Raw genomic sequence first — 14,165 nt, forward strand, 5'->3', positions numbered from 1 at the left:
CCGAAGCGCAGGCGACCGTCTCAGCGGCGGAGTTCAACGAGTGGATGGCGTTCTACCGGCTCGAACCATGGGGCAGCCACTACGACGACCTCCGGGCCGGCGCAGTGGCGTCGATGATCGGCAATGTGCACCGCGACCGCCAGAAGCACCCGCAGCCGTTCGGCGACCTCGACTTCACCCCGTGGAATGAGCATTCTCGGGCCGGCCGCGCGGCTGAACCGGTCCTTTTGGAAGATGCGGATGCGCAGTCGGACCTGATTGCCCGCGTGATGTTCCCGACGAGGACGTGATGGCCAAGCCCCGATCAGTGACCGTGGAGAACCCGGGCGGCCTGAAGGCTGCGCTGAATGCGCTGGACGAAGTCGCCAGCGAATCGGTGCTCCGACAGGCCGCTGTCGCCGGCGCGCGCGTCATCCACGCCGAGGTGAAGCTTCGCGCGCCGGTGGCCAAAGGCGTCTACGAGGGCAAACAGGGAAAGCGCCCGTTCGGCTTCCTACGCGAGCACATCATCGTCGCGTATGACGACGAGCAGTCCGTCCCCGGCCGGCTGGCTTCCTATCTCGTGACCTGGTCGAAGGAGGCGTTCTATGGGCGCTACCTCGAATACGGCACCTCGAAGATGGCGGCACAGCCGTTTCTGCGCCCCGGGTTCGAGGCAAAGCGCAAGGCCGCCGCCGCAGCGGTTGGCGAAGTAATCCAGAAAAAGGCGAAGGAGCTTACCGGTGGCAGATGAAACCGTTGTCCGCGTCACCGCCGACGCCAGTGGCTATACGGCCGCGCTCGACAAGGCGCGCAGCAGCGCCGACGCCTTCATGGCAAAGCAGGAAGAGGCGAATCGCCGCACCCAGGCAGCACAGAACGCCATTGCAGAGGCGGCGCGCAACGGCTCCGAGGCCAGCGCGCGCGCGATCAATGCATTCGTGCAGAAGGTGGCCGGTATCTCCGACGCCGCAGGCAAGACGCGCACCCAGTTGCTCGAGCAGAAGGCCGCGCAGCTCGGCGTTACCGAAGCGGTGGCCGATTACCTGAACAAGCTGAAGGAGATCGACCGAAACGCCGCCGGCGGCAAAAAGGTGCAGGAAGCTCTGGACAACGTCGGCGCGTCCGCGCGCCAGACCGCCGCTGCCATGCGGATGGTGCCGGCCCAGATGACCGACATCGTGACGCAGCTCGCCGGTGGCCAGAGCCCGCTGCTGATCCTGACGCAGCAGGGCGGTCAGCTGAAAGACATGTTCGGCGGCGTCGTGCCGGCCGTGCGCGCGCTTGGCACGTATGTCGTCGGTCTGATCAATCCGTTCACGCTGACCGCCGCGGCAGCAGCTGCGCTGGGCTATGCCTTCTACGCGGGGAACAAGGAAGCCAAGGAGTTCAACAACACCCTGGCGCTGACGGGCAACTACGCCGGCCAGACGGCCTCGTCGTTCCAGGCGCTTGCGCAGCAGGTCTCCGTCGACGCCAACTCGTCCTTCGGCGACGCGCGCGACGTGCTGATGGACCTCTCGAAGAGCGGGCGCTACACCGCCAGCGAGATCGAGGGCCTGGGCAACGTCATCATCCGCACGTCGAAGCTGAGCGGCGAGTCTCTGGAGAACGTCAGCAAGGATTACGCCAAGCTGGCCGAAGACCCGGCGAAGTGGGCGGCAGAGCACAACCAGTCCATGCACTTCATGGACGTGGCCACCTACCAGCACATCACCGCGCTGCAGGAAGCCGGCGACAAGCATGCTGCCATCCAGGCGGTAATCGAGGCGGCGACCGCTCAGGTGGCGAACGCGTCGGTCAAGAACCTGTCGGTCGCCGGGCAGGCCTGGCGCGACCTGACGCAGACGGTCTCGCGCTTCTGGGAAGAGACGAAGAAGGGTCTTTCGACCGGCCCGACGCTGCAGGACCGCATCGACACGCTGATGGGCGAGCGCGGCGGAATCCAGCACAACCCGCTGGCGTCTGGCCGTGTCGCCCAGATCGACCAGCAGGTGGCCCTGCTGCAGGAACAGCAGCGCATGGAGCAGCGCGCGGCCGAGACATCGGCGGCCAATGCTCGCCGGCAGGAAGCGGCGATCTCCGCGCAGCAGCGCATCGACAAGATGGCCGACACGGTCATGTCGAACGCACAGCGGCGCCAGAAGGAGCTGGAAAAGCTGCAGAAGGACCGCCAGGACATTCTGGCGGCGGGCGGCAAGTTCTCGGACGAGGACTATGCCAAGCTGGTCAGTGGCATCAACGACAAGTACAAGGACCCCAAGGTCGCCAAGCCTAAGAAGGAAAAGGCGTACCAGGACGACGCCGCCACCCGGTTCCTGCAGCAGCTGCGTGACCAGGATGCCGCCACGCGCGCCGCCCTAGACTCATCGGAGAAGCTGACGGGCGCCGAGAAGCAGCAGGCTGAATTCCTGCAGAAGATCGCCGACCTGAAGGGCAAGGACATCCTGACGGCGGACCAGAAGAGTCTGTTGGCCAACCAGGACGCCATCAAGGTCCAGCTCGCGCAGAACGTCGAGCACGAGAAGGCGCTGAAGTACAAGGAAGAGATCGCCAAGCTGGAAGAGCGGTCCGCCGCGGTGAACGCCCAGATCGGCAACTACCAAAAGTCGCAGGCCGAGCAGTACCAGCGCCAGCTCGACGCCATCGGGCGCGGCAGCGATGCGCAGCGCCAGGCGGAGCAGGTCAAGTCGATCTACACCCAGTATCAGAACCTGCAGTTGCAGCTGGAGAAGGCCACGCCGGAGGCCGCGCGCGGTTCTGAGGCGTACATGAAAGCGCAGCAGGACATCCGGGACGGTCTCCAGCAATCGCTGGCGGACTATGACACCTACTACGCCACGCTCCGGGAGAAGCAGTCGGACTGGGTGAATGGTGCGACCGAAGCCATGGCCAACTACGCGGATTCGTCGCGTAACGCCATGGCGCAGGCCAGCGGTGCTGCAACCAATGCGTTCAAACGGATGGAGGACGGCATTGTGGCATTCGCCACCACGGGCAAGTTCAAGTTCGGCGACTTTGCCCAGGCGGTGATCGCAGACCTGATCCGGATTCAGGCGCGATCGGCGCTGTCTGGGCTGTTCGGCCAGATCGTTGGGCTTGCCACCGGTGCCCTGGGTGGAGGCGGCGGGATGGATACCGGTACTCCGGGCATTTCCACCACCTCGCCCGTCGATATGAGCACCGTAACTGGCATTGGGCTGCGTGCGGCGGGCGGGCCGGTGAGTGCCGGACAGCCGTACATCGTCGGCGAGGTCGGTCCGGAACTGTTCGTGCCCCCGGCGTCGGGAAACATCGTGCCGAACAGTGCGCTGGGCGGCGCCGGGGCGGCCGGTGGCGGGGATGTGACGATCATTCAGAACATCAACGTCGACAGTCGTTCGGATCAGGCTTCGATCCTCCAGGCCATGAAGCAGGCGAAAGATGCCGCCGTGGCCGAGGTGAAGAAGAACTTCGCGCGCGGCGGCGACATCAGCAGATTGGCGAGCAGCGGGAGATAACACATGGCAACGCTGGACTGGCCAGACGACCTGATTCCATCCAACGTGACATGGGGTATCCAATCGAATACGGAGACCTTCACGTCGCCCCTTAACCGGTCCACGCAAACGGTGGAGCGGCCGGGCGCCAGGTGGGAAGTAACGCTGGAGTTCCCGCCGATGGATTCGATCATGACGGGGAGGCTGCAGGGCTTCCTCGCGTCGCTTGGCGGCATGGCGGGACGTTTCACCCTATGGCCGCACGCGAGGCCCGGCAGCGCTACGTACGCGCCTCAGGTGAACGGAGCGATGAGCAATTTCAAGTCGCTTCCGACCAAGTCATGGCCTGCCAGCACGAAGGTGCTGCGGGCAGGGGACTACCTGGCCGTGGGTGGCGAGCTGAAGATGGTTACGGCCGATGTGACCAGCGACGGGGCAGGGCTGGCGAGCGTTCCGGTGGCCCCCGCCTTCCGGAACGCGCCTGCGAACAACGCCGCGATCACCTTGGACAGGCCGCGCGCGATCATGATGCTGGCGACTGACAAGTTTGCGGTCAGGATGCTGCCGGGTCGGATCGCAGACTCGGTTGTCATTAACGCTGTGGAGGCGTTCGCATGAGCCGAGGCATTGACAGCGGCACAGTCGCCGCACTGCGGGCGGCCCATGTGCCATATCTATTCTTGGTGGAATTGTCGTTCACTAGCCCCCTCAGGGTCAGTAGCGCGGCCTACGACATCGTATGGAATGGATACACATGGTTGGGACTCGGAACGCTGGGATCCCTTGAGCCAATCCAGGAACAGGCGGCGCTGGAGGCCACCGGCGTCCGTCTAACCCTGACGGGGGTTCCCACGGAAATGATCGCAATTTCCCTGGGCGAGCAATATCAGGGCCGGCCTTGCCAAATCTGGTTTGCCCCGCTGCGCGACGATATGCAACTGGTCGTGCAGCCGGTTCGGCTGTTTTCCGGGCGCATGGACACAATGGACACCGAGGTTGGCGACACCGCCACCATCTCTGTTTCAGCGGAGTCCCGCATGGTGTCGTGGGATCGCGCACGCACAAGGCGCTACAACAACGACGACCAGCAAACTCGATACCCGGGAGATCGGGGGTTCGAGTTCGTGCCGCAGATGGTCGAGAAGCAACTGCTTTGGGGGCGATGATGCAGCGATTTCCTGATTGGCCGAGTCGCCTGGCCGCATTCATCGAAGCCCGCCGAGAGCGGGCTTTTTCATGGGGCGAGTCCGACTGTTGCCTTTTCGTCTGCGATGCCATTGAGGCAATCACTGGCACCGATCCCGGGGCTCGTTGGCGAGGCCTGTACGCAACCGAGAAGGGCGCCCGTCGCGTGTTGCGCGACAACGGGGGGGTGGTCGGCATCGCCGCCCTGGTGCTTGGGCCGCCTGTGCCGCCGGCCACGGCGGGGCGCGGGGACGTCGTGCTGATCGACACGCCGGCGGGGGAAGCCCTTGCGCTGTGCGTAGGTGCCGCCATTGCAGCGCAGGCAGTCGGTGGCATCGAATACATGGAAATGGCGGTAGCAAAGGCCGCTTGGAAGGTATAGGAGAAGCGCATGCCCGCAGCAGCCGCAGCCGCAGTTGGCGCGTGGATTCTGGGCGCTGGCTCGTCGGTTCTCGTTGCGAACCTCATCGGAGCTGCCGTCTACGCCGTCACCGCTATCGGGATCTCTTTCGCCATCGGCTCCCTGATGGGTGCGATCTTCAAGCCTCGCACCAACAATGGCTTCGCCTCGGAGGCTCAAGGTCGGACGCAGATCGTCCGCTCCAACGTGCAACCCCGCAACATGATCTACGGGCGCGCCATGACGTCGGGCCCGCTCGTGTTCGCCGGTAGCACAGACGGGGAGAAGAAAAACCAGTTCATGCACCTGGTTGTGGTCTTGGCTGACCACGAGTGCGACGCGATCGAGGAGGTGTATCTCGGGGAGGACGCAGTTGGCCCGCTTGATGCCAATGGCAACGCGACAAGCGGACGCTATTCGAAGTCTTGGAGCGACACGCGGCGCTTTTCATCTGCGGTGGCGCCCGGCCAGACTACCTTCGCGCTGGACCCGGGCGTTCCCATTACTCGCATCATTTCGCTGATTGCCACCAGCGGCGGTGGTCTCGTCGAAAATCCCTATCCAACCTATACGTTCACACCGGGCGCGTCGTTGGTGACGATCACCAACATGGACCCGAATACCACGTGGCTCGATTTGGAGTTCGAGGCGAAGGTCGGTCGCTCGTTGGTGCGGATCAAGAAGCATCTGGGGGGGGAGAATCAGTCTGCAGACAGCGATATGGTCGCGGAACTGGCCGGTGCCGGTTGGACATGGGATCACCGGCTGCGCGGTGTCTGCTACATCTATGTGCGGCTCGAGTACGACGCGGATCTGTACCCCAACGGCCTGCCAAACATCAAGGCGCTCGTTCGTGGGAAGCCGGTATATGACCCTCGGCACGGCATCACTGCCTGGTCGGCGAACTGGGCAATTTGCACGTACGACTACCTCCGCGATACGCGCGGATTCGGTTGCGATGACTCGGACATCGACATCCCGTCCGTGATCAATGCCGCGAACATCTGCAGTGAGTACATCGAGGTGGCGCCTGGCCAGTTTGACCAGCGGTATCTGTGCAACGGCATCGTCATGCTGGACAAGTCGCCGCGCGACAATTTGGCCGAGCTGATCACGGCCGGTGGCGGGACCGTCACGATCACGGGAGGGGTGTTCCGGCTCTTTGCGGGCGCCTACGACATTCCGACCGTCACGCTTACGGAAAGCGACCTGCGCGGGCCGGTAAAGGTGCAGGCTAGGACTTCCCGAAAGGATCTGTTCAATCGGGTAAAGGGCACGTATGTGAGCCCGGCCAATAGTTGGCAACCCAGCGATTTTCCGGCCGTTGGCAACTCTCTGTACTCGGGTCAGGACGGGGAAGTCATCGACCGCGACATCGAGCTGCCGTTCACGACAGATGCAGTTCAGGCGCAGCGCTTGGCGAAGATCATCCTTGAAAGGTCGCGCCAGGGAATCGTGGTCGACGTCCCGGCGAAGATGACGGCCTTCCAGCTGACTGCCTACAGCACCGTCTATCTCACGCTGGCAAAGTTTGGCTGGACGAACAAGGTCTTCCGCGTCATGTCGTGGAAGATGAGCGAGGACGGCGGTGTCGACTTGGTCCTCAATGAGGAAGCGGCGGCCGTCTACGACTGGAACTATGGCAACGCCACCACTCTCGATCCGGCTCCGGATACGAACCTGCCGAGCCCTTATGTTGTGCCGGAGCTGGGCGCAATCGCCCTGGACTCGGGAGAGCAGCACCTGATCCTCAACGGAAACGGTCAGATCGTAACGCGCGTCCTGGCGACTTGGCCGGCTGTTACAGATGCCGCGATCTCGGTCACCGGAAAGATCGAATTGCAGTACAAGCGCGCGGACGCCGTCGACTGGCAGAGCCTCGCGCCGGTACAGGGTGACACGACGAGCTTCTATCTTTCCCCGGTCGAGGACGGCATGCCGTACGTCGTGCGGGGCCGGCTGGTCTCGGCGCTAGGTGTGCGAAGCCGCGCCTGGTCATACTCGCCAGTGCATGTCGTAGTGGGCAAGCTTGCTCCGCCGGCGAACATGACTGGGCTGTCCATGACAGTGCTGAATGGTTTCGCGAACATGACGTGGGATGCGGCCACCGATCTGGACGTTCGGAATGGGGGGCAGGCTCGCATCCGTCACACCACGGATCTAGTGCAACCGAGCTGGGGCAGCGCCATCGACATTGGGGGCCTGATCTCCGGCGCCGCAAACTCCGCGCAGTTGCCGCTGCTGGCTGGCGTCTACTTGGGGAAGTGGATCGACTCCACCGGCCACGAGTCGGCCGCCGCCGCGATGGTCATCACGACTGCGCCGTCTCTGGAGACCCTAAACGTGGTGGCCACCATCACGGAGCAGCCGGCTTTCTCAGGGGCAAAATCGAATGTTGTTTTTGACCCAGCACTGAATGGCATCAAGTTGATCGGTGCCGGGCTGATTGACGACCAGGGGCTGATCGATGCCAGTGGCTTGTGGGATGCGCAGGGTGCGATCGACAGCCTTGGGCCGATCGATGCCGTTGTCGGCGCAGGGGGGTGGGGACTGATCGATTCGCTTGGCGGGATCGTCGGCAGCGGGACCTATACGTTCGCCGGTGCGCTCGACCTCGGGACGGTCGAGAAGTCGCGGCTGACTGCCACGATCGACGCTTTGTCGTTCGACACGGGCGACATGATCGACTATCGGTATGACCTGATCGACGGTTGGGAATCCATCGATGGCGACAGGATCAGCGATACAGCGGTGTCGTTGTACGTGCGCGCGACCAACGACAACCCGGCCGGCGCGCCGGTCTGGTCCGACTGGCAGCGGTTCGCCATGGGGGATTACGAAGCCCGCGCCTTCCAATGGAAGGTAGTTCTGGAAAGTGGATCGGCTACGCACAACCTGGTGGTCACGGGCTTGAGCGTCGGTGTTGACATGCCGGACAGAAGGGAGTCCGGTCGCGACGTGATCTCCGGCGCGGGCGCGAAGTCGATCACCTTCAACAAGCCGTTCCGCGTAGTCCCCGTGATGGGCATCACTGCTCAAAACATGGCACAGGGCGACTACTTCGTCTTGACGCCGAAGACCGAATCCGGATTTACCGTCACCTTTTACAACGCAGCCAGCACTCCCGTGTCGCGCAGATTCGACTGGGATGCGGTGGCGTACTAACGCGAGAGGAAGAATATGCAGCACGACATGGACGTCGCCAACCAGGCGGGCGCCGCGTTTCGCGCCGATATGAATCTGGCATTCCAGGCACTGGTTACCAATAGCTCTGGCTCCGCAGCGCCCTCCACGACCTATCCGTATCAGTTCTGGGCCGACACGAATGCTGGCCTGCTGCGGATGCGCAACGGCGCGAACAATGCATGGGTCACGATCGGCCTGCTGGGTGTTCCGAATTTCGGGCATATCCTGCCTGGCACCGTGGCATTCCACGCAAAGAACACACCGCCTTCGGGGTGGCTCAAGGCGAACGGTGGGGCAGTATCACGCACAACCTACGCCGACCTCTTCGCAGAGATCGGCACCACGTTTGGCGCTGGCGACGGATCCACCACGTTCAATGTTCCTGAACTGCGCGGCGAGTTCTTGCGTGGATGGGATGACTCGCGGGGTATTGACGCGAGTCGTGCGTTCGCCAGCGCGCAAGGATTCGCGACTGAAGTCCACAGGCACTGGCGCAATGTCAGCCATTCCGCCGAGTATGGGTACACCGACCGGACGAACAACGCGGAAGATGCCCAGGGTCGCAGCGGTGTTCGTACCTACGACTCTCTGGGAAGCCAGACTGACAACCAAAGCACTGGCACGTCGGCGACCGAAACGCGCCCGCGCAACATCGCGCTGCTGGCCATCATCAAGTTCTGAGGAGCGGGAATGGACATCCACAACTATCACCCGATCACCGGCGAATTCCTGAGCACCGGCGTAGCCGACGAAAACCCGCTTGAGCCGGAAAACCCAATCGTGCCTGGCTACGCTACGCCAGCCGAGCCACCGCAGGCGCAAGAACGGCGCGTGCGCGTGTATCTGGCCGAGAGCGGCGCAGTGCCCCAGAACTGGCCTGCCGGCGCATGGACGCTGGTTCCGGACTACCGCGGCGTGCCGCTGTTCCGCACCACCGATGGCTCGGCATTCGAACTCGGCCCGGAGTACTCGGGCTTGGGCGACCTGCCGCCGTTTCTGACCGACGAGGTGCGGCCATCGCCGGCCCACGTATGGCTGAACGACGAATGGACCCTGGACGAGGCGCTGGAAACCTCGCAGATGATCGCTACGGCCACGGCGAAGCGTGACGCTCTGCTTGCGGATGCGGACCAACTGATCGCGCCCCTGATGGACGGCTTCGTGCTTGACGAGCTGACGCCGGAGGACGAGGCCCGGCTGAAGGCGCTGAGCCAGTACCGCAAAGCGCTGCGGGCCGTTACGTCTCAGGCAGGATTTCCGCGCACGATCAACTGGCCCGTGAAGCCGCAGTAGAACATACAGGTGGTGCCCAGATGACCACAGACTTCAAGCGCGGCCAGGACTTCGCATATGCGGGTCAGATTCTTAACAACGGGGAGGCGATGGACTTCACCGGCTGGGGTATCGCTGCGCAACTGCGCACGGCGCTTACTCGCACGCTGGTGCAGGATCTGGCCGCAGAGTTTGCCGACGCGGCGACGGGACTTGTTTCCTTATCCGCCAGCGCGGCGCAGTCATCGGTGTGGCCGCTTGAACTGCTGGTGATGGACATCCGCCTGCAGAGCCCAGCCGGCCAGGTGACGCTGTCCAATACCGAGGCTATCAATGTGGTGGAGCGCGTGACCCATGCCTGATCTGACGCCAATCAATCTCTCGCTCAAGCTTGTGAGCGCCAATGCTGCGCCGATGGACGTTGGATTCGCGCCGTTTTTCAAAGGCGACCCGGGCGCTCCCGGTGAAGCCGGATCAGGCGGCATGCCCGCCGACGTCCGCGCCAACATGAGCAAGCTGGAGGGCAAGCACACGCTGCGCGACCTGTACGCCGCGCTCGCCAATTACCACAACGCTACGGGCACGGGCAACCCTAGCGGGTTCATCGGCATAGGGTGCTGGGGCGATTCCGTCTCGTCTCACGTCTGGAGCCAGTTCATCCTGTTGCTGCTGCAAAGCTACGGCCAGGGCGGCATGGCGATGGGCACGGCCAATGGCGTGCCGGGGATGTCACAGCCGGTGCTGACAGGCACTTTCTTCGATAGTGGCGCGGCGCCCATCAGCCAGACGGTATTCGACGGCACGGGCGGATTCGCCGACTTCACATACCTGCCGGGCGGCGATCACATCAGGCTGTCGAACGCGGCGACGCTGCGAGTCGATGCCGGTGCAAGCTATGGCTGGGCGACCGCGCGCGTCTACCTCGCCAAAGGCGTTGGAATGGGGTCGGCCAAGGTGGATTTGCTCGACCTGGACGATGGCGACGCCCAGCTTGCTACGCAGACAGTCAGCCTGTCCGATACCCAATTGGGGTTGCAGAAAGTGCAGTTCACCTGCGACCCGACAAAGGCGTACAAGATTCGCGTGACGGCCACCGGGACGGTGATCTACCTGCGCGGTGGGCTGTTCAAGGCGTATGGCATCGTCCCGATGTCGTTCGGGCGCGGCGGCTCGATCATGAGCCAGCAGAACTACGCCAACATGGCCATCCTCTCAGCCCTGCTGACGGACCTGAACGTGAAGCTCATGTTCGTCCAGGCGAAGGAAGAGAACGCCGCCGTCAACGTGCCGGCAATGTTCGCCCGCTTCGCTGGCCTGCCAGCGTTCTCGAAGATTGTGGTGGGTAGTCTGCCTGACAATGGGGACGCGGCGTCGCTCCAAGCGAACAACGCCATCTTCCGCACCCAGGCGCTCGCCAATGAGGCTGCGTATTTCGACGGCTACAGCGCCTGCAAGGACTTTGCCGAACTGACGCGGCTGGGCTGGCAGGGCGACGGGGTTCACCCTGCCGATGCAGCTAACCGGTTCGTGGCCGGGATGATTCTGGGCGAACTGGATCTGATGACCACGTTCGGCACCGCCGAATACCGCGACGTGCGCAGCCACCGAATGATCGGGCAGTTCTATATCGAGGCCACCACGGGCGTGCCCAGCCTCATCATGCGGTCCTACGGTGGGTCGGAGAGCGACAAGGCGCTGATCATGAACATCGCGCAGCTGCTGTTTGGACCGGAAGGTAGCGCGGCCAGCTTGCAGCAGCGCACAAGCAACAGCGTGCAGGTGATAGCGGCCAACGGCGATCTGGGCAGCCTATTCATCGGCAACATTGAACAGGCCGATGCTGGCCAGCAAAACTACTACGCAGGCCGGTCCATCTTCGATCGGGAGATCATCCTGCCGGAACACACTGTAGCCACTCTGCCGAACTATGACGATCGCGCCATCGTTTTTGCGTCGAACGGCCGGAAGGTAGGTGAGACAGCCGGTAACGGCACTGGCGTCTATGTCTATCGCGATGGGGCTACGTGGCGGGTGTTCAGCACGGATCAGCCAGTCCAGGAATAAAGCTTCGCTGCAGCTTCATTCATACAGCCACCTGCGGGTGGCTTTTTCATTTCTGGAGGGGTCATGGACAAACAGACCTTCAAGTTGGCCGCTGGCCTGACACAGGCAATGGCTGACCGTTGGCACGCACATATCACGGCCGCTTGGGCCGAGTACGGCATCGACTCACCGACTCGCCAAGCTGCGTGGCTCGCCCAGATCTGGCACGAGTCCGGCAGCTTCGTCTACACGCGCGAGATCTGGGGGCCGACGCCCGCGCAGCAGCGATACGAAGGCCGCGCGGATCTCGGCAACACGCAGCCCGGCGACGGCAAGCGATTCATGGGCCGTGGGCTGATCCAAGTGACCGGGCGCGCCAACTACCGGGCGTGCGGCATCGCGCTGGGCGTCGACCTCGAGGCCGAACCAACCTTGCTGCAAGGCGACGCGCTGGCCGCGCGCTCTGCATGCTGGTTCTGGCAGAGAAAGAACCTGAACGCGCTGGCTGATGCCGGCGACTTCGTAACCCTCACCCGCCGGATCAATGGCGGCACCAACGGACTGGCCGACCGGCAGCAGCGTTGGGAACGCGCCAAGCGCGTACTGGGAGTCGTGTGATGCAGATCGTCGAGAACTGGAACAAGTTGTGGAAGAGCACCACGGTGCTGCTGTCGGCGCTGCTGGCCATGCTGTCGGCCGCGCAGCTGGTGCTGCCGTCGCTGCAGGCGGTGTTGGAGCCGAAGACGTTTGCCCAGATCACGCTGGCGCTTGCCGTGCTGATCGGCGCGCTGCGCTATGTCGCCCAGCAGTCCATCAAGCCGGACGAGCAGCAGCCGACTGACCAACCGTGAACTGCCAGCAGAGCAGCACGAACAACGGAGCCGTGATGGACCTATCTGTGATGACTGTGCCGGGGGGCACGGGCGGGGCGCTCGGCTTCGTGGTGGCCGCGATCGTCGGTGCGCTGTGGTTCATGCGCGGTGCTTGGCGAAAGGACCGGATCGAAGGGGTCCAGAGCCAGGCCCAGATCGACATCATTGCGCGGCTGGAGGCGCAGCTCGACCGTGCCAATGAGCGCGTGTCGCTGGCCGAGCAGCGAGCGGACCTCGCCTACAAGGAGCGCAACGACGCGCTCCAGGCGATCGGGAAGCTCGAGGCCAAGATCTCCGCTCTGGAGATGCAGGTGCAGATGATGCGGGAGCGATTTGATGGCAAAGCTACGTGATTGGCTGGCGCGGTACCGGGCAAGGTTCGTCCTGATCGGACACCGCATGGAGGCTGTAACGGTGCTGATCCTACTGCTGGGCGGTGGGATGGGCACCGGCTATCTGTTCTGCGTGTGGCAGTACCGCGAACTGATGGCCCAGCAGCGGGACGATCACCAGGCCGAGATCACGCGCCTGCAGCACGCCTACACCCAGACCCTGCAGGCACTGACGCCCAAGGTCGCCGCTGCCGCAAACGCGTCCGCACAGGCTGCCGAGGCGTCGGTGGAAGCGGCCAAGTCCGTGAAGCGTGCCGCACGCCCGGCCATTGCGCCGGCAACCGCTGCGCCGCGCCCGCTCAGCGAGGCCGAACGGCAGGATGTGAACCGCGACATCGAGGCGGCGAACCGGAAGGTGAGGGAGGCCCGGAAATGAAGATCCTGCTGATCAGTCTGCTGCTTGCCGGCTGTGCCGTGGCCGATCCGCCTGCCGCGCCAGTGCCACCGCGTCATTGCGAGACGCTACCCACGCTGAAGGCCGGCGCTACGCGCGCCGACATGCTCGAACACATCCGCGTGACAGCGGACCTCTACGCGCGCTGCGCGGCAACGCCATGACCCACTTGTCCGAAGTCCTGCGCGAGACCGCGCCGGGCATGCTTTCCTTCTGGTGCCCTGGCTGCAAGGACACCCATTCCATCCGCCACGGCGAGGGGGTCGGCCCGCGCTGGGGCTGGAACGGCAATGCAGAGCGGCCAACGTTCACGCCCAGCGTGCTGGTGCGCAGCGGTCACTATGTGCAGGGCCACGAAAGCGGATCGTGCTGGTGTACCTTCTACCAGGAGAACCCCGACGAGCCACGCGACTTTGCCTGCGGCATCTGCCACGCCTTCGTCACTGATGGGCACATCCAGTTTCTGTCTGACAGTACGCACGAGTTGGCCGGCCAGACGGTGCCGATGGTGGCGTTCCCGGAGGGCAGGGGATGCTGCTAATGCTCAAAGCGCTGCCATGGCGCGCAATCGGTGCAGCGATGTTGGCCGTGGCCATCTTCTCTGCCGGCTGGGTGGCCAACGGATGGCGCAAGGACGCCGAGATCGACAGGATGAAGACGGCCAGCGCGCAGGCGGACCTGGCAGGCGCCAACAAGGCGATCGAGGATCTCGGCAGGGCCAGCGCGACCATCCGCACGAAAGCCGACGAGTTCAACGCTACCCAGACGGCGCTGGGCGCCAAGGTCGATGCCGCCGTAAAGGAATTCCGAAATGCGAAGAAACCTCTGCCTGTGGATTGCCGCCCTGATGATTTCCGGGTGCGCAAGCTCTCCGACGCGGTCGACGCAGCCAAAGCCGCCGCCGCTCGATAGCGCGCTGGCCGCGCCTTGCCGGATCCCGGACGCGCCGGCCGCCGCCGACTA

General features: G+C 63.8%; 17 protein-coding genes and 1 pseudogene. All 18 read left to right on the top strand.

Going from position 1 to position 14,165, the window contains the following annotated elements; all coding sequences use genetic code 11:
- Positions 1-32 precede the first annotated feature (32 nt).
- Positions 33-290 (top strand): annotated as a pseudogene (locus FFS21_RS05755) (phage tail assembly protein T); the annotation flags it as partial.
- Positions 290-733: an HK97-gp10 family putative phage morphogenesis protein gene (locus tag FFS21_RS05760; RefSeq protein WP_137923952.1), complete on the top strand. Its 444-nt coding sequence runs from the start codon at positions 290-292 to the stop codon at positions 731-733. The pseudogene FFS21_RS05755 and the gene FFS21_RS05760, both read left to right, overlap by 1 nt.
- Positions 723-3,479, top strand: a complete 2,757-nt coding sequence (locus FFS21_RS05765; protein WP_137923953.1) for a phage tail tape measure protein — start codon at positions 723-725, stop codon at positions 3,477-3,479. Before FFS21_RS05760 ends, FFS21_RS05765 begins: the two co-directional genes overlap by 11 nt.
- A gap of 3 nt (positions 3,480-3,482) precedes the next feature.
- On the top strand, positions 3,483-4,076 hold the full coding sequence (locus FFS21_RS05770; RefSeq protein WP_137923954.1) for a hypothetical protein: 594 nt from the start codon (positions 3,483-3,485) through the stop codon (positions 4,074-4,076).
- A complete protein-coding gene (locus FFS21_RS05775) occupies positions 4,073-4,624 on the top strand; it encodes a hypothetical protein (protein ID WP_137923955.1) in 552 nt (183 codons plus the stop codon). The genes FFS21_RS05770 and FFS21_RS05775 overlap by 4 nt, the downstream gene beginning before the upstream one ends.
- Entirely contained in the window at positions 4,624-5,025 is a 402-nt protein-coding gene (locus FFS21_RS32840) for a DUF6950 family protein (RefSeq protein ID WP_502705154.1), read from the top strand. The genes FFS21_RS05775 and FFS21_RS32840 overlap by 1 nt, the downstream gene beginning before the upstream one ends.
- A gap of 9 nt (positions 5,026-5,034) precedes the next feature.
- Positions 5,035-8,208 (top strand): phage tail protein, encoded by a 3,174-nt coding sequence (locus FFS21_RS05785; protein ID WP_137923957.1) that lies wholly within the window; start codon positions 5,035-5,037, stop codon positions 8,206-8,208.
- Positions 8,209-8,235: 27 nt separating this feature from the next.
- Positions 8,236-8,910, top strand: a complete 675-nt coding sequence (locus tag FFS21_RS05790) for a phage tail protein (RefSeq protein ID WP_249359176.1) — start codon at positions 8,236-8,238, stop codon at positions 8,908-8,910.
- Between the two features lie 9 nt (positions 8,911-8,919).
- Positions 8,920-9,522: a tail fiber assembly protein gene (locus tag FFS21_RS05795; RefSeq protein WP_137923959.1), complete on the top strand. Its 603-nt coding sequence runs from the start codon at positions 8,920-8,922 to the stop codon at positions 9,520-9,522.
- A gap of 20 nt (positions 9,523-9,542) precedes the next feature.
- Positions 9,543-9,863 (top strand): hypothetical protein, encoded by a 321-nt coding sequence (locus FFS21_RS05800; protein ID WP_137923960.1) that lies wholly within the window; start codon positions 9,543-9,545, stop codon positions 9,861-9,863.
- On the top strand, positions 9,856-11,565 hold the full coding sequence (locus FFS21_RS05805) for an SGNH/GDSL hydrolase family protein (RefSeq protein WP_137923961.1): 1,710 nt from the start codon (positions 9,856-9,858) through the stop codon (positions 11,563-11,565). The genes FFS21_RS05800 and FFS21_RS05805 overlap by 8 nt, the downstream gene beginning before the upstream one ends.
- 63 nt (positions 11,566-11,628) lie before the next feature.
- Positions 11,629-12,162 carry a glycoside hydrolase family 19 protein gene (locus FFS21_RS05810; RefSeq protein ID WP_137923962.1) on the top strand — a complete coding sequence of 178 codons (534 nt, stop codon included), beginning with the start codon at positions 11,629-11,631 and terminating at the stop codon, positions 12,160-12,162.
- Positions 12,162-12,395 carry a DUF7940 domain-containing protein gene (locus FFS21_RS05815; protein ID WP_137923963.1) on the top strand — a complete coding sequence of 78 codons (234 nt, stop codon included), beginning with the start codon at positions 12,162-12,164 and terminating at the stop codon, positions 12,393-12,395. Before FFS21_RS05810 ends, FFS21_RS05815 begins: the two co-directional genes overlap by 1 nt.
- Positions 12,396-12,430: 35 nt before the next feature.
- Positions 12,431-12,769 (top strand): hypothetical protein, encoded by a 339-nt coding sequence (locus tag FFS21_RS05820; RefSeq protein ID WP_137923964.1) that lies wholly within the window; start codon positions 12,431-12,433, stop codon positions 12,767-12,769.
- Positions 12,753-13,184, top strand: coding sequence for a hypothetical protein (locus tag FFS21_RS05825; protein WP_137923965.1), 432 nt, complete (start codon positions 12,753-12,755; stop codon positions 13,182-13,184). The genes FFS21_RS05820 and FFS21_RS05825 overlap by 17 nt, the downstream gene beginning before the upstream one ends.
- Entirely contained in the window at positions 13,181-13,366 is a 186-nt protein-coding gene (locus tag FFS21_RS05830) for a hypothetical protein (protein ID WP_137923966.1), read from the top strand. Before FFS21_RS05825 ends, FFS21_RS05830 begins: the two co-directional genes overlap by 4 nt.
- Positions 13,363-13,743: a ubiquitination-like system serine protease family protein gene (locus FFS21_RS05835; RefSeq protein WP_137923967.1), complete on the top strand. Its 381-nt coding sequence runs from the start codon at positions 13,363-13,365 to the stop codon at positions 13,741-13,743. Before FFS21_RS05830 ends, FFS21_RS05835 begins: the two co-directional genes overlap by 4 nt.
- On the top strand, positions 13,743-14,114 hold the full coding sequence (locus FFS21_RS05840; RefSeq protein ID WP_137923968.1) for a hypothetical protein: 372 nt from the start codon (positions 13,743-13,745) through the stop codon (positions 14,112-14,114). The genes FFS21_RS05835 and FFS21_RS05840 overlap by 1 nt, the downstream gene beginning before the upstream one ends.
- The last annotated feature ends 51 nt before the right edge of the window (positions 14,115-14,165 follow it).

It is taken from the genome of Cupriavidus sp. 2SB, assembly GCF_005503625.1.
Taxonomy (GTDB): Bacteria; Pseudomonadota; Gammaproteobacteria; order Burkholderiales; family Burkholderiaceae; genus Cupriavidus.